This is a genomic window from Saccharopolyspora ipomoeae, from assembly GCF_029952525.1.
GTDB lineage: Bacteria > Actinomycetota > Actinomycetes > Mycobacteriales > Pseudonocardiaceae > Saccharopolyspora > Saccharopolyspora ipomoeae.
The window spans coordinates 1-14781 of sequence record NZ_JASAOF010000009.1 but is presented as its reverse complement, the minus strand read 5'-3'; the positions used below and the strand labels follow the sequence as shown (position 1 = coordinate 14781).

The following is a 14781-nucleotide window of genomic DNA, read 5'->3' as shown; positions in this document are numbered from 1 at the left end:
GTCAACGGACCTTCCTGATGACCGGGACGCGTCCGCGCACGTAGGGTGTCGCCGAACCGTGCCCGCACGCTGGGAGGAATGCCACTCATGTCCGATGTGCTGCTGGTCGAGCGCGCCGATCACGTGGAGACCTGGACGATCAACCTGCCCGACCAGCGCAACCCGATCTCCGGCGCGGACGTGATCGAGGCGTTCGAGACCCACGCCCGCCGCGTCCAGCAGGACCTCGACGTGCGGTGCGTGGTGCTCACCGGCGCGGGCAAGGCGTTCTCCGCGGGCGGCAACGTCAACGACATGCGGGAGAAGGCCGGGATGTTCAGCGGCAGCCCGTGGGAGATGCGCAACGGCTACCGCGACGGCATCCAGCGCATCCCGCTGGCCCTGTCCGAGTGCGAGGTCCCGATGGTCGCCGCGGTCAACGGCCCCGCCGTCGGCGCCGGATGCGACCTGGCCATGATGTGCGACCTGCGCGTGGCCTCCGCCAACGCCTGGTTCGCCGAGTCCTTCGTCCAGCTCGGCATCATCCCCGGCGACGGCGGCGCCTGGTTCCTCACCCAGGCCATCGGCCCGCAGAAGGCGGCCGAGATGGCCCTCACCGGAGACCGGGTCGACGCCCGGAAGGCCCTGGACTGGGGCATGGTCGCCCACGTCACCGAACCCGAGGACCTCCTCGACGAAGCCCGCGCCCTCGCGGCCCGAGTCGCCAAGAACCCGCCTCACGCCACCCGCATGGCCAAGCGCCTCCTGAAGGAGTCCCGCACCAACGACCTCCGCCACGTCCTCGAACTCTCCGCCACCATGCAGGCCCTCTCCCACCACACCGAGGACCACGCCGAAGCCATGGACGCCGTCCTGAACAAGCGCTCCGCGACCTACCGAGGCCGCTGAAACCCCGGTTTCAGGACGGGGTTTCCGGGGCCAGGACGCAGCGGGAGCCGGTGAAGATGGTGACCATGCAGCGGTTGTTGTGGTTGCAGAGGGAGCGGGTCGAGGAGTCGGCGGCGATGCGGTTGACGAGGTCGGGCTCTCGGAGGAGCGCCCGGGCCATCGCCACGAACTCGAAGCCCTCGTGCATGGCCGTGTCCATGACCTGCCGGTTCGTGACCCCGCCGAGGAGGACCATCGGGAGGTCGACGGCGGCGCGGATCTGGCGGGCGTCGTCGAGGAGATAGCCGTCCTGGTAGGGGTATTCGCGGAGGAACCTGCTGCCGACGAGCTTGACGCCGGTGCGGATCGGTTCGCGCATCACCTCGGCGAACTCGCGGACCGGGGCGTCGCCCTTGAACAGGTACATCGGGTTGAGCAGGGAACTGCCGGCGGTCATCTCCAGTGCGTCGACCGTGCCCTCGGCCTCCAGCCACTGCGCGACGGTGATCGCCTCGTCGAGCCAGAACCCGCCCGGCACACCGTCATCCATGTTGAGCTTGGCCAGGATCGCGATCCGGTCCCCCACGGCCTCCCGCACCGCGCGCATGACCCGCAGCGCGAGCCGGGCGCGGTTGGCGAGGTCACCGCCGTAGTCGTCGGTGCGCTTGTTGAGCTTCGGGCTCAGGAACGAGCTGGTGAGGTAGTTGTGTCCCAAGTGGACTTCCACCGCGTCGAAACCCGTTGCCACCGCCATCTTCGCGGCCTCGCCGTGCGCGCGCACGACCCGGTCGATGTCGGCGAGGGTGGCCGGTTTGACCTGCCGCAGCGATTGCAGGCTCAGCGACCGGCTCGGGCCGAGCGCGGGCAGCTTGGTCTTGGTCGGGTCCGCGACCGGACCGGCGTGGCCGACCTGCGCGGAGATCGCCGCGCCCTCGGCGTGCACGGCCTCGGTCAGCCGCCGCAGCCCCGGGACCGCCTCGTCGCGCCACACGATCTGGTGGCCGTCGGTGCGTCCCTCGGGCGCCACGGCGCAGTAGGCGACGGTGGTCATGCCGACTCCCCCGGCGGCGTGCCGGACGTGGAAGTCGATGAGCTCGTCGGTGACCAGGCCCCGCCGCGCGCGCTTCTCGTAGGTCGCGGCCTTGAGGATCCGGTTGCGCAGCCGCACCGGGCCGAGCTTCGCAGGGGCGAGGACGTCGGGAACGGCCTTGTCGCGCATCGCATTCTCCTCCCGCGGCGTTGCGCGGGCTGACGCTACCAGAGTTTTGGCGCACTTGGCCAAAATTTGTCGGCCAGAGCGGTTGACCAGCACCGGGATCGACTAGGCTCGGGCGCGTGACCCACAGCGACGCCTCCGCGCCGCAGCGCGGGCGCCCGACCGTGCTCGACCGCGCCGCCATCGCCACCGCCACGTTCCGCCTCTGGAGCCGACGCGGCTACGCCGCCGTCGGGTGGAAGGAGATCTCCGAGGCCACCGGCGTCAGCGTCCGCACGCTGGTCCGCCACTTCGCGCGCAAGTCCGACATCGCCTGGGTCGGCGTGCCGGCCGCCACCCGACGACTGCGCGAGGCGCTGGCGGAGATGCCCGAGGACGTCCCGGTCGACGAGGCCGTCCGCCGCGGGGTCGTCGCGTCCATGTCGGACGATCCGATGTCCCCGGCCGGCCCGGACTGGATCCGCCTGGTGTGCACCGAACCCGAGCTCGCCGGCACCGCCCCCACCGCCTACCGGCCGTGGATCGACGAACTCGCCGATTTCATCGCCCGCCGCGTCCCGGGCATCACCCCTGCCGCGGCCACGGCCCTGGCCAGCGGCTACCAGGCCGCGACCTTCGCGGCCCTCGTCGCCTGGAGCGAGACCGCCTCCCACGACCGCGCCGCCACGGCGGCCGAGGAGGCCCTCGGCTGGCTGTCCATCCGGGGTGCCTGACGACCTCGCGGGAATCGCCGAATCGCGGTGTCGAGCACCGTAAAATCACAATTCAAAATGATTTCACCGCACGATCCAAATCATTTGAATGAACCGATCCCGCTTTCTGCTATACTACTGATGTACCAGAATTTCGATGCGCCAGAACTGCGTTCTGTTGAGGTCGAGGCGATGATGACTGCGAGCGAGGAGCACCCGGCCCTGTCCATGGCCGAGAAGGCCTACCTGGCGATCCGGGACCGGCTGATCATGCTGGACATCCCACCGATGACCGCCATCGACGACGCGGCGCTGGCCCGCTCGCTCGACATCGGCCGCACGCCCGTGCGCGAGGCGCTCAAGCGGCTGGAGATCGACCGGCTGGTCGTGTCCTACCCGCGTCGCGGCACGTTCGCCACGGCCGTGGACATCACCGACCTCGCCTACATCTCCGACATCCGGATGAACCTGGAGCCGCTGGCCGCGCGACGGGCCGCCGAGGTCGCCGGTGAAGCGGAGCTGGAGGAGATCGGCGAGCTCGTCGACCACCTCGACGGCCTGGACTTCCGGTCGATGGAGCGCGACGAGATCATGCGCTGGGACCTGCACGTGCACCGCACGATCTACCACGCGGCCGGCAACCCGCACCTCGAGGACACCCTGATCCGCTACGACAACCTCGCCACCCGGATCTTCTGCGTCTTCCTCGACCGCATGCAGGACTTCGACAGCCACGTCATGGAGCACTCGGCCCTGCTGCGCGCCATCGCCTCGGAGAAGCCCGACAAGGCGGAGCAGCTGGCCAGGGAGCACGTCCTCAACTTCGACAAGGCGATGCGCTCCCTGGTCTGAGAGCTGTCGGAGCACCACAGCGCCTCGGGGGTGCGGGCTGAGTCCCACACCTGAAGCAGCGGCTACCGCCGCACCCCCGGCGACCTCCTACAAGCGCTTCGCCAGCTTGCGGCGCCATTGTCCGAAGGGGCGGGCCCGATCCACCGCGAGGACGCCGACGGGTTCTTCGGCGGCGTCGAGGTAGAGGGCCAGGAAGTCGCCGGACTCCGGGTCGCCCTCCTCGATCTGGACCGTGCAGTCGTCGGTGCGGTGACCGGCGAACTGGATCTTGTGCCCGTACTGATCGGACCAGAAGTAGGGCACCGCGTGGTGCGCGGGCGCGGAGTGCTCCCGGCCGAGCAGCGCCGCGGCCGCCGCAGCGGGTTGCTGCAAGGCGTTGGTCCAGTGCTCCAGCCGCATCGGGCGCGCGGTGTAGTCGCGGTAGGAGTGGGCGCAGTCGCCCGCCGCCACGACCTCCGGCAGCGCGGTCCGGCCGTCGGCGTCGGTGCGCACGCCGTGGTCGACGTCGAGCCCCGACCCGGCCAGCCACTCGGTGTTGGGTTCCGCGCCGATGCCGACCACGACGACGTCGGCGGGCAGCTCGCGCCCGTCGGTGAGCTTCACGCCGCTCACCCGCGACTCGCCGATCAGCTCGGCGATGCCCGCCAGCGGGTGCACCCGGACGCCGTTGCGGGCGTGCAGGCGTCCGCAGATCTCGCCCATCTCGGGACCGAGCGCGCGCCGCAGCGGCACCGGCCCGTTGTCGACGACGTCGACCTCGCAGCCGAGACCGACGGCGGTCGAGGCGACCTCGGCCCCGATGAAGCCGGCGCCGACGATCACCACGCGCGCCCCGGGAACCAGCTCGGCGCGCAGCGCGAGCGCGTCGTCGAGGCTGCGCAGCACGTGCACCCCGGCCAGGTCGCCGCCGGGCAGGGAGCGCGCCCGCGCGCCGGTGGCCAGCACGACGCCGTCGGTGCCGATGCGGGTGCCGTCGGACAGCACGACGGCGCGATCGGTGGTGTCCAGCTCGCTTGCGAGGTGCCCGAGCCGCCAGTCCACCTCCAGCGCGTCGTCGTCGGAGTCGGTGAGCCGGATGTCGTCCTCGCTCGCGGTCCCGGCGAGGAACTCCTTGGACAGCGGCGGGCGGTCGTAGGGTGCGTGCACCTCGTCGCCGACGGCCGTGATCCGGCCGTCGAAGCCCTGCTCGCGCAGCGCGCGGATCGCCGACAGACCGGCCAGCGAGGCGCCGACCACGGTGATGTGCCGCATCAGACGACCTCCTCCGCGGGCGCCCCCTGGGCGGGAGCCTCGACGCGCGTGGTCTCGTGGACGTAGATGACGCCGTCCTCGACGGTCACCGCGTGCGTGCGGACGGGCTTCTTGGCGGGCGGACCGCTGGGCATACCGGTCTTGAGGTCGAAACAGGCCGCGTGCAGCGGACATTCGACGGCGCAGCCTTCGAGCCAGCCGTCGGACAACGACGCGTCCTGGTGCGAGCAGGTGTCGTCGATGGCGTAGAGCTCGCCGTCGACGTTGAACACCGCGATCGCCACGTCGCCGTGCACGCGAACCGACTCCCCCGGCGGCAGGTCGACCAGCTCACCAACCAAGATCATGACGCCTCCTGTTGCAGATAGCGGAACACCGCGTGCTATGCGCAACAACAGGATGGGGGTCCGCGGCCCGCTCGTCAATGGGGAAATCCGGACGGAAACATGCGGTTTTCCCAGGTGGAAGCCGATGGGCACACCTCATCGCGGGACCGCGGACAACAGCGTCGCGACCCCGGGTACGGACCAGCGGAGGGGTTGAGGCCTTGATTCGGCGATGCCGAGGGTTTACCTTCTCGCCAACAGATATATCAGTAGTCGATCGCGGTCACAACCGCGACGCCGCCACGAGGACTCGCGGCCCCCAGCGCTGCGTCGCACCCGGGAGAGCCCCATGACCGATCGCCCCAGACGGCCTCGGCGAGGCCTGAGACCGCCTGTCGTGCAAGAGGAACGCACGGTCCACCGGGCGGTCGCAGCGGCCTCCGTGGGCAACGTCGCCGAGTGGTACGACTTCGGCATCTACTCCTACCTGGCGGCCGGAGTGCTCGACCAGGTGTTCTTCCCCGCCTTCGGCCCGTGGTCCGCGGTCTACACGCTCGGCGCCTTCGCCGCCGCGTTCGTGATGCGCCCGCTCGGCGGGTTCGTCTTCGGACGTCTCGGCGACCGCTACGGGCGCACCAAGGTGCTCTCGGCGACCGTGCTCATGATGGCCGGTGCCACCGTGCTGCTCGGCCTCGTCCCCGGCCACGGCGCCATCGGGCTGCTGGCCCCGCTGCTGGTGCTGCTCGTGCGGATGCTGCAGGGCTTCTCCGCCGGCGGCGAGTACACCGGCGCGCTGACGCTCATCGCCGAGTACGCGCCGGACCGGCGGCGCGGGTTCTTCGGCAGCTGGCTGGAGTTCAGCACGCTCACCGGCTACGCCCTCGGCGCGGGCACCTGCGGGGCCGTCATCGCGCTGCTGCCCACCTCCGACCTCCTCGCCTGGGGCTGGCGGATCCCGTTCATGCTGGCCCTGCCGCTGGGGATCGTGGGGCTCTACCTGCGGATCCGGTTGGAGGACACCCCGGCGTTCCGGCAGCTCATGGAGCGCTCCCCCGTGCTGGCCACGATGTCGACGCGACGCGCCGTGCAGATCGTGCGCCGCCACTACCGCACGCCCGCGCTGGTCGCGGCCGGGATCGTCGTGGCCTGGAACGTCACCAACTACGTGCTCACCAACTACGCGCCGACCTACCTGACCAGCACCCTGCAGCGGCACGGCGAGGTCGCCACGTCCGGCGCCGTGGCCACCGGGATGCAGGTCGCGGTCATGCTGGTGATGCTGTGCGCCATCGTCGGCGTGGGCAGGCTCAGCGACCGCATCGGCCGCAAACCCGTGCTCATGACCGGCAGCGTCGGACTGGTGCTGCTGGGACTGCCCGCGGTGTGGCTGCTGCGCGAGGGCGCGGCGGGCCAGCTGCTGGGGCTGCTCATCATCGGTCTGTGCCTGATGTGCTTCGCGGCCGTCTCGCCGTCCACGCTGCCCGCGCTGTTCCCGACGATGATCCGATACAGCAGCCTCGCGGTGATCTTCAACCTCTCGGTGTCGCTGTTCGCCGGTACCGCGCCGACCATCATCGAGGCCGCGGTGACGGCGACCGGCAACCTGGACTGGCCCGGCTACTACCTCATCGGCGCCGGGGTCATCGGCATCGCCGCCACGCACTTCCTGCGCGAGCACGCCGGCAAGCCCCTGGACGGGGCCGCCCCGCTGACCTCCAGCGCCGAGCTGCCGCCTCCCCCGCTGTCCGACGACGGCGTGCCGCTGGAACTCCCCCGCTGAGCACGAGAACGAGGGCCCCGCACCTGGATCAGGTGCGGGGCCCTCGTCGTGGGTGCGGTCAGCCGGTGCGCTCGCGGACCCAGTCGTGGAACTCGGCGATGTGGTGCTCGCTGGGCACCAGCACGCCGCCGGAGGCGTAGGAGCGGGAGTCCATCGCCAGCTGGCAGCGCTCGCAGGCGTCGAAGTCCTGCTGGTTGACGCGGTGGAACAGCTCCACCGAGCGGTCGATGTCGGCGCCCGAATCGACCACCTCCGGCAGGTACAGCCAGTCGCAGCGCACCAGCGTCCGGTCGGGGGCGAGCGGGAACATGCGGTGGAACACCACGTGGTCGGGAACCAGGTTGATGAACACCTGCGGGCGGACCGTGATCGCGTAGTACCGGCGGTCCTGCTCCTCGCTCACGCCCGGCAGCTTGGCCAGACCGGCCGAGCCGTCGACGGTGAAGCCCTCGACGTCCTCGCCGAACTCGGCGCCGTGCCCGACGAAGTACTGCGCGGCCAGCCCGTCGGCGAACTCCGGCAGCACCTCGGTGAGCTCCGGGTGGATCGTCGCGCAGTGGTAGCACTCCATGAAGTTCTCGACGATCTGCTTCCAGTTCGCCTTCACGTCGTACTCGATGCGCCTGCCCAGCTTCAGGTCCGCGACCTGGTAGCCCACGATCGCGTCCGGGGTGCCGAGCCGCTCGGTGACGTCGCCGATGACGGTGTCCTCGAACGACGGCGGCTCCTCGGCCAGGCACAGCCACACGTAGCCGAGCCATTCGCGCACGTGGACGCGGTGCAGGCCGTACTGGGTGCGGTCCACGTCGTCCATCGCGTTGAGGTTCGGCGCGGCGATCAGGTCGCCGTCGAAGGAGTAGGTCCAGGCGTGGTACGGGCACTGGAAGGAGCGGCGCGCCTCGCCGGACTCCTCGGTGCACAGCCGCGCGCCGCGATGCCGGCACACGTTGAGGTGCGCGCGGATCTCGCCGGAGCGGTTGCGGGTGACCAGCACGCTCTCGCGGCCGATCTGGACGGTCTCGAACTTGCCGGGCTTGTCGAGGTCGGCGCTGAGAACCGCGCAGAACCAGCCGGTCTCGAAGATCGTCGCCTGCTCCAGGCGGAAGATCCCCTCGTCGGTGTAGTAGTGCCCGGGCAGCGTCTCGCGCAGGCTCTCGGGCAGGGCGTTCTGGGTCAGCTCGGGCTCGGACAGGTCGGTGGTCGGGAGCTCACCGGTGGTCATCGTTTCTCCTCGGCGCAGGGGTTCAGGGGCGCAGGAAGCGGTTTCAGGGGAAGACGACGGTGCTGGTGCCGTTGAGCAGCACGCGGTGCTCGCAGTACCAGCGCACCGCCCGCGACAGGGCGAGCGCTTCGGCGTCGCGACCGACGGTCTGCAGGGCCTTGGGGTCGTGGGTGTGGTCGATCCGGATGACCTCCTGCTCGATGATCGGCCCCTCGTCCAGGTCGGGGGTGACGTAGTGGGCGGTGGCGCCGACGAGCTTGACGCCCCGGTCGTAGGCCTGGTGGTAGGGCTTGGCGCCCTTGAAACCGGGCAGGAACGAGTGGTGGATGTTGATCGCCCGGCCGTGCAGCGCCTTGCAGGTCTGGTCGGAGAGCACCTGCATGTAGCGGGCGAGCACGACCAGGTCCGCGGCGTGGTCGTCGACCAGCCGCAGCAGCTGCGCCTCGGCCTCCGGCTTGGTCTCCGCGGTGACCGGCACGTGGTGGAACGGCAGGCCCGCGGCCTCGGCCATCGGCCGCAGGTCCTCGTGGTTGGAGACCACGGCGACGATCTCGGCGCCCAGCGCGCCCGCCCGCCAGCGGTAGATCAGGTCGTTGAGGCAGTGGCCGAGCTTGGAGACCATCACCAGCACGCGCGCGGGGCGGTCCGGGTGGAAGGCGTAGTCCATCTCGAAATCGGTTGCCACCGAGGCGAACTCGCGAGACAGGTGGTCGGTGTCCTCGCCGGTGGCCTGCACGCGCAGGAACAGGCGGCCGCGCACCGGGTCGTCGAACTGCCGGTACTCGCCGATGTCGCAGCCGTGGGTGAACAGGAACGAGCTGACGGCCTGGACGATGCCGGTGCGGTTGGGGCAGCTCAGGGTGAGGGTGAACGTCACGGGATTCTCCTCAGCATTCCACGATGTTGAGCGCGAGTCCGCCGCGCGCGGTCTCCTTGTACTTGTCCTTCATGTCGGCGCCGGTCTCGCGCATCGTCTTGATGGCCTTGTCCAGCGACACGTGGTGCTCGCCGTCGCCGCGCAGCGCCATGCGGGCGGCGGTGATGGCCTTGATCGCGGCGACCGCGTTGCGCTCGATGCACGGGATCTGCACCAGCCCGCCGACGGGATCGCAGGTCAGCCCCAGGTTGTGCTCGATGCCGATCTCGGCGGCGTTCTCCACCTGCTCGGGGGTGCCGCCGAGGAGTTCGGCGAGCCCGGCGGCGGCCATCGAGCAGGCCGAGCCGACCTCTCCCTGGCAGCCGACCTCGGCGCCGGAGATGGAGGCGTTCTCCTTGAACAGCACGCCCACCGCACCGGCGGTGAGCAGGAAGCGGACCGCGTGGTCGTCGTCGAAGCCGGGCAGGAACCGGTGGGCGTAGTGCAGGACCGCGGGCACGATCCCGGCCGCGCCGTTGGTCGGGGCGGTGACGACCCGGCCTCCCGCGGCGTTCTCCTCGTTGACGGCCAGGGCGTAGAGGGTCACCCACTCCATCGGATCGGCGTGCTCGTCGAGGCTCGCGCGCAGGTCGCGGGCCCGGCGGCGGACCTTGAGCCCACCGGGCAGCACTCCCCCGGTGCGCACGCCCTGCTCGACGCACTCGCGCATCACCTGCCAGATGTGCAGCAGGTGCGCGCGGGTCTCGGCCTCGGGCCGCCAGGACGCCTCGTTGGCCAGCACGACGTCGCTGATCCGTCCGCCGAGGCCGGCCGCCTGGGTGAGCAGCTCGGCCCCGGTGCCGAACGGGTGGGCGACGGGGGTGGCGTCCTCGACGAGCACCGGGCGTCCGGTGTCGTCCTCGTCGAGCACGAAACCACCCCCGACGGAGTAGTACTCGCGGTGGACCAGACGGGCGCCGTCGTCGTCGAGGGCTTCGAAGGTCATGCCGTTGCTGTGGAAGTCGAGCCGCTTGCGGCGGTGCAGCACGACGTCGTGGTCGAGGTCGAAGGCGATCTTGTGCTCGCCGCCGAGGCTGATCCGGCGCTCCTCCCGCACCGCGTCGACGTGCGGTTCGACGGCGACGGGATCGACCAGGTGCGGTTGCTCGCCGGTCAGCCCGAGCACCACGGCCTTGACGCTGCCGTGCCCGTGCCCGGTGGCGCCGAGCGAGCCGAACAGCTCGCACCGCACCCGCCGGACCCGGGGCATCGTCCCGGTGGCGCGCAGGTGCTCGACGAAGAGGTACGCCGCTCGCATGGGCCCGACGGTGTGCGAGCTGGACGGCCCGATGCCGACCTTGAACAAGTCGAAGACGGACAGAGTCATGGGTGCTCCCGGGGGTAGGTGGGGGCAGGGGACGGTTCTTCCTCGAATTGACCGGACAAAACGGATCACGATCATGGGTGATTCGAGGAAGAACCGCCCCGCTCCCGGAACTCAGCGGCGGATGCGGTGCATCTCGGGGTCCACCAGGGGCTCGGCCGCGACGGTCGCGGCGATCATGCGGTCGAAGTACTTGATCTCGACCCGGGTTCCGGGCTCCGCCGAGGCGGGCAGCCACGCGTAGGCGATCGGCGTGCCCAGGGTGTGCGAGAAGGCCGCCGAGGTGATGTAGCCGGCGGGTTCCTCGTCGACGAACACCGGCTCGGCGCCGAGCACCACGCTGCGCCCGTCGTCGACGGTCAGGCACGTCAACCGCCGCTCGACCGCGTCCGGGTCGATCTCGGCCAGCGCGTCGCGGCCGACGAAGTCGCCCTTGTTCATCCGCACGGCGAAGCCGACCCCGGCCTCGTACGGGTCGTGCTCGGTGGTCATGTCCGCACCCCAGGCGCGGTAGCCCTTCTCCAGCCGGAGGCTGTTGAAGGCCGCGCGCCCGGCCGCCACGACCCCGAGGTCGCGACCGGCCTCGAACAGCACGTCCCACAGCCGCTGCCCGTACTCGGCGCTGGTGTAGAGCTCCCAGCCGAGCTCGCCCACGTAGGACACGCGCATGGCCGTCACCGGGATCCCGGCGATGCGGATCTGCTTGCAGCGGAAGAACTTCAGCCCTTCGTGCGACAGGTCGGCGTCGGTCAGCGGCTGCACCAGGTCGCGGGCCAGCGGGCCCCACGCGCCGATGCAGCAGGTGCCGCCGGTGATGTCGCGGACCGTCACGCTGCCGTCGTCGGGCAGGTTGCGCCGCAGGTACTCGTGGTCGATGTTGCCGTTGGCGCCGATCTGGAACAGCTGCTCGCCCAGCCGCGCGACGGTGAGGTCGCTGCGCACGCCGCCGGCCTCGTCGAGCATGAGCGTGTAGGTCACCGACCCGACCGACTTGTCGACCTTGTTGGTGGTCATCCGGTCCAGGAACGCCAGCGCCCCGGGGCCGCTGACCTCCAGGCGCTTGAGCGAGGTCATGTCGTAGAGCGCGACGGCGGTGCGGGTCCTCCACGCCTCCACCGCGGCGACGGGGCTGTGGTACATCGCCGACCAGGAGTCCCGCGACGGCGGCTGCCACTCCATCGGCAGGTCCTTGACCAGCGGTGCGTTGGCCTCGAACCAGTGCGGGCGCTCCCAGCCGTGGGCCTCCAGGAACACCGCGCCGAGCTCCTTCTGCCGGGCGTGGAAGGGGCTCACGCGCAGGTCGCGCGGCGAGAACTTCGGCTGCAGCGGGTGCTTGACGTCGTAGATCTCGACGAAGTTGCGGGAGGAGGTCTCCTCGACGTAGTCGGGCGTCGTCTCGATCTCGTCGAACCGGTGCACGTCGCAGCCGTGCAGCTCGATCTCGCTGCGGCCGTCGACGAGCAGCTGCGCCACCGAGCGCGCGACACCGGCCGAGTGCGTCACCCACACGGCTTCGGCGATCCAGAACCCCTGCACGTCGGGCGATTCGCCGACCAGCGGGCCGCCGTCGGGGGTGAAGGAGAAGACGCCGTTGAACCCGGTCTCGATCTCGGCGGTCTCCAGCGCGGGCAGCAGGCGCTTGCTGTGCTCCCAGGACGGTGCGAAGTCCTCCTCGGTGAACTCCAGCATCGACGGCATGGCCCGCTCGGAGGTCTCGCCGTCCTGCGGCAGGTCGCTCAGGCGCACCGGGATCGGCCGGTGGGCGTAGGTGCCGATGCCGAGGCGGTCGACGTGCTCGCGGTAGTAGAGGTCGCGGTCCTGGTGGCGCAGGATCGGCAGGTTGGCCTCGGTGCGCTCGTCGTTGCGGCCGGCGAGCTCGGGCAGCGGCGCGGTCTTCGCGTACTGGTGGGCCATCGGCAGCAGCGGCACGGTCATGCCGACCATCTCGCCGATGGCCTGACCCCAGAAACCGGCGCAGGACACGACGATGTCGGCGGGGATCTCGCCGTGGTCGGTCTCGACCCCGGTCACCCGGCCGTTGCTGTGGTTGATGCCGGTGACGGTCACCGCGCCCCGGAACCGCGCCCCGCGCGAGACCGCCCGACGGGCCAGCGTGACCACGGCCCGCGCGGCCTTGGCCAGACCGTCGGTGGGCGTGTGGAACCCGCCGAGGACCTTGTCGGCGTCGAGCAGCGGGTGCAGCTTGGCGCACTCGTCGGGCCCGATGACCTCGCCGGGAACCCCCCAGGAGGTGGCCCAGCCCTGCTTGCGGTGCAGGTCGGCGAGCCGTTCGGGAGTGGTGGCGATCTCCAGGCCGCCGACCTGGTTGAAGCAGCGGTCGCCGTCGTCGTCGAGCTCCAGGAACTTCTCGACGGTGTAGGTGGCGAACTGGGTCATCGTCTTGGACGGACCCGTCTGGTAGACGAGCCCGGGCGCGTGCGAGGTCGAGCCGCCGGTGAGCGGCAGCGGGCCCTGGTCGACGACGGTCACCTGGTTCCACCCGCGGCTGGTGAGCTCATCGGCCAGGTTCGCACCGACGATCCCGGCTCCGATGATGACGACGCGAGGACTCGTGCTCATGCTGATCTCCTAACGGAGCGGCGGAGTCTGAAGCTGGAGGTTCCGCCTCCGGTGAGGCGGAGAAGCGTTGCAGGAGAAGGAGTTCCGCCGGACGGCGGAACGAGGCGAAGGCGATCAGCGACCCCTGACAGAGGACTGATATATCAACTGCGCATCAAGGTAAGCGCCCACATCCCCGCGGTCAACACGTGACCCGAAAATTCCCCCGCGCCCGCTACCGAACGCCCCGACCCGCCGAAAACCGCAACATTCATCGGCACGAAAACCGGGGTTTTCGACCGGATGGACGCGAGGGCTTGACCGGGCGGCGCTGGCTGTTACCTTGGTGTCCATCTGATATGTCAGTTGGCTTTCAGCGCCTCTCCCCCTGTTGAGCACTCGCTCCACCGCATCTCGAACGGAGGGCTCCCATGCCTCGAACGCCCGGTGCCGATCTGCCCGAGCACCCGGACTGGCTCTGGGGTTCGGCCGATCCGAAACCGTCCTACGACGTGGTGATCGTCGGGGGTGGGGGTCACGGCCTGGCCACCGCGTACTACCTGGCGGTCAACCACGGCATCACCAACATGGCGGTGCTGGAGAGCGGGTGGCTCGCGGGCGGGAACATGGCCCGCAACACCACGATCATCCGCTCCAACTACCTCTGGGACGAGAGCGCCGGGCTCTACGAGCACGCGCTCAAGCTCTGGGAGGGCCTGGAGGAGGAGCTCGACTACCCGCTGCTGTTCTCCCAGCGCGGCGTGCTCAACCTCGCCCACTCCCTGCAGGAGGTCCGCGACAGCGTCCGCCGCGTCGGCGCCAACCGGCTCAACGGCGTCGACGCCGAGTGGCTCGACCCGCAGCAGGTCGCCGAGATCTGCCCGATCCTCAACACCTCCCCCGACCTGCGCTACCCGGTCATGGGCGCCACCTGGCAGCCCCGGGCCGGCATCGCCAAGCACGACCACGTCGCCTGGGGGTTCGCCCGCGCGCTGGACCGGATGGGCGTCGACCTGGTGCAGAACTGCCAGGTCACCGGCTTCGACCGGGTCGGCGACCGGATCGTCGGGGTGAAGACCACGCGCGGCGACATCGCCACCGGCAAGGTCGCCCTCGCCGCCGCCGGGCACACCTCGGTGCTGGCCGACGAGCTCGGGTTGCGGCTGCCGCTGCAGAGCCACCCGCTGCAGGCGCTGGTGTCCGAACTGCTCGAACCCGTGCACCCCACGGTGGTCATGTCCAACGCCGTGCACGTCTACGTCTCCCAGGCGCACAAGGGAGAACTCGTCCTCGGCGCCGGCATCGACTCCTACAACTCCTACGGCCAGCGCGGCTCGTTCCACACCATCGAGCGCGAGCTGACCGCCGCCGTGGAGCTGTTCCCGATGTTCGCCCGCGCCCACGTGCTGCGCACCTGGGCCGGTGTCGTGGACGTGACCCCGGACGCCTCGGCGATCATGGGTCTCACCCCGTTCGAGGGCCTCTACATCAACTGCGGTTGGGGCACAGGCGGTTTCAAGGCCACTCCGGGCGTCGGCTGGTGCTACGCCCACACCATCGCCCACGACGAACCCCACCCGCTCAACGCCCCGTTCGGCCTCGACCGGTTCACCACCGGCGCCCTCGTCGACGAGCACGGCGCCGCCGGCGTGGCGCACTGACCACTATTTCCACACTCATCTTGCTTGGCGGTGCAAGTAGCGGAACCTCAGCGGCCCTCCGGGTCCGGGCGCCACTCCTGATGTATGCCAATACACGGCGTCGCGGCGTCCTCCC

General features: G+C 70.4%; 12 protein-coding genes. 5 read left to right on the top strand and 7 right to left on the bottom strand.

Going from position 1 to position 14781, the window contains the following annotated elements; all coding sequences use genetic code 11:
- Window positions 1–87 precede the first annotated feature (87 nt).
- Entirely contained in the window at window positions 88–888 is an 801-nt protein-coding gene (locus tag QFW96_RS15825) for a crotonase/enoyl-CoA hydratase family protein (protein ID WP_281456412.1), read from the top strand.
- Window positions 889–898: 10 nt separating this feature from the next.
- Here the strand turns inward: QFW96_RS15825 and QFW96_RS15820 are convergent, their stop codons facing one another.
- Entirely contained in the window at window positions 899–2086 is a 1188-nt protein-coding gene (locus QFW96_RS15820; RefSeq protein WP_281456411.1) for an NADH:flavin oxidoreductase, read from the bottom strand.
- 116 nt (window positions 2087–2202) lie between these two features.
- Here QFW96_RS15820 and QFW96_RS15815 point away from each other — a divergent pair, with 116 nt between their 5' ends.
- Window positions 2203–2796, top strand: a complete 594-nt coding sequence (locus QFW96_RS15815; protein ID WP_281456410.1) for a TetR family transcriptional regulator — start codon at window positions 2203–2205, stop codon at window positions 2794–2796.
- Window positions 2797–2967: 171 nt separating this feature from the next.
- On the top strand, window positions 2968–3627 hold the full coding sequence (locus QFW96_RS15810) for a GntR family transcriptional regulator (protein WP_281456409.1): 660 nt from the start codon (window positions 2968–2970) through the stop codon (window positions 3625–3627).
- Between the two features lie 87 nt (window positions 3628–3714).
- On the opposite strand, the gene QFW96_RS15805 is transcribed toward QFW96_RS15810, so the two are convergent.
- Entirely contained in the window at window positions 3715–4878 is a 1164-nt protein-coding gene (locus QFW96_RS15805; protein WP_281456408.1) for an NAD(P)/FAD-dependent oxidoreductase, read from the bottom strand.
- On the bottom strand, window positions 4878–5225 hold the full coding sequence (locus tag QFW96_RS15800) for a bifunctional 3-phenylpropionate/cinnamic acid dioxygenase ferredoxin subunit (RefSeq protein ID WP_281456407.1): 348 nt from the start codon (window positions 5223–5225) through the stop codon (window positions 4878–4880). The genes QFW96_RS15805 and QFW96_RS15800 overlap by 1 nt, the downstream gene beginning before the upstream one ends.
- A gap of 328 nt (window positions 5226–5553) precedes the next feature.
- On the opposite strand from QFW96_RS15800, the gene QFW96_RS15795 reads away from it, so the two are divergent.
- Entirely contained in the window at window positions 5554–6984 is a 1431-nt protein-coding gene (locus QFW96_RS15795; RefSeq protein WP_281456406.1) for an MFS transporter, read from the top strand.
- Window positions 6985–7042: 58 nt separating this feature from the next.
- Here the strand turns inward: QFW96_RS15795 and QFW96_RS15790 are convergent, their stop codons facing one another.
- The 4 genes from QFW96_RS15790 to QFW96_RS15775 all read right to left on the bottom strand — a co-directional run bounded on the left by QFW96_RS15790 (window position 7043) and on the right by QFW96_RS15775 (window position 13026).
- Window positions 7043–8206 carry an aromatic ring-hydroxylating oxygenase subunit alpha gene (locus tag QFW96_RS15790; protein ID WP_281456405.1) on the bottom strand — a complete coding sequence of 388 codons (1164 nt, stop codon included), beginning with the start codon at window positions 8204–8206 and terminating at the stop codon, window positions 7043–7045.
- A gap of 43 nt (window positions 8207–8249) precedes the next feature.
- On the bottom strand, window positions 8250–9083 hold the full coding sequence (gene purU / locus QFW96_RS15785; protein WP_281456404.1) for a formyltetrahydrofolate deformylase: 834 nt from the start codon (window positions 9081–9083) through the stop codon (window positions 8250–8252).
- 10 nt (window positions 9084–9093) lie between these two features.
- On the bottom strand, window positions 9094–10449 hold the full coding sequence (locus QFW96_RS15780) for an L-serine ammonia-lyase (RefSeq protein ID WP_281456403.1): 1356 nt from the start codon (window positions 10447–10449) through the stop codon (window positions 9094–9096).
- Between the two features lie 111 nt (window positions 10450–10560).
- A complete protein-coding gene (locus tag QFW96_RS15775) occupies window positions 10561–13026 on the bottom strand; it encodes a GcvT family protein (protein ID WP_281456402.1) in 2466 nt (821 codons plus the stop codon).
- Between the two features lie 410 nt (window positions 13027–13436).
- On the opposite strand from QFW96_RS15775, the gene QFW96_RS15770 reads away from it, so the two are divergent.
- Complete coding sequence (locus QFW96_RS15770) at window positions 13437–14666, top strand: sarcosine oxidase subunit beta family protein (RefSeq protein WP_281456401.1); 1230 nt, start codon at window positions 13437–13439, stop codon at window positions 14664–14666.
- The last annotated feature ends 115 nt before the right edge of the window (window positions 14667–14781 follow it).

Bases quoted from the DNA above. Each gene is read 5' to 3' on its own strand.
- QFW96_RS15825 (WP_281456412.1), top strand. From the start codon at position 88: ATGTCCGATGTGCTGCTGGTCGAGCGCGCCGATCACGTGGAGACCTGG.
- QFW96_RS15820 (WP_281456411.1), bottom strand. From the start codon at position 2,086: ATGCGCGACAAGGCCGTTCCCGACGTCCTCGCCCCTGCGAAGCTCGGC.
- QFW96_RS15810 (WP_281456409.1), top strand. From the start codon at position 2,968: ATGATGACTGCGAGCGAGGAGCACCCGGCCCTGTCCATGGCCGAGAAG.
- QFW96_RS15805 (WP_281456408.1), bottom strand. From the start codon at position 4,878: ATGCGGCACATCACCGTGGTCGGCGCCTCGCTGGCCGGTCTGTCGGCG.
- QFW96_RS15800 (WP_281456407.1), bottom strand. From the start codon at position 5,225: ATGATCTTGGTTGGTGAGCTGGTCGACCTGCCGCCGGGGGAGTCGGTT.
- QFW96_RS15795 (WP_281456406.1), top strand. From the start codon at position 5,554: ATGACCGATCGCCCCAGACGGCCTCGGCGAGGCCTGAGACCGCCTGTC.
- QFW96_RS15790 (WP_281456405.1), bottom strand. From the start codon at position 8,206: ATGACCACCGGTGAGCTCCCGACCACCGACCTGTCCGAGCCCGAGCTG.
- QFW96_RS15780 (WP_281456403.1), bottom strand. From the start codon at position 10,449: ATGACTCTGTCCGTCTTCGACTTGTTCAAGGTCGGCATCGGGCCGTCC.
- QFW96_RS15775 (WP_281456402.1), bottom strand. From the start codon at position 13,026: ATGAGCACGAGTCCTCGCGTCGTCATCATCGGAGCCGGGATCGTCGGT.
- QFW96_RS15770 (WP_281456401.1), top strand. From the start codon at position 13,437: ATGCCTCGAACGCCCGGTGCCGATCTGCCCGAGCACCCGGACTGGCTC.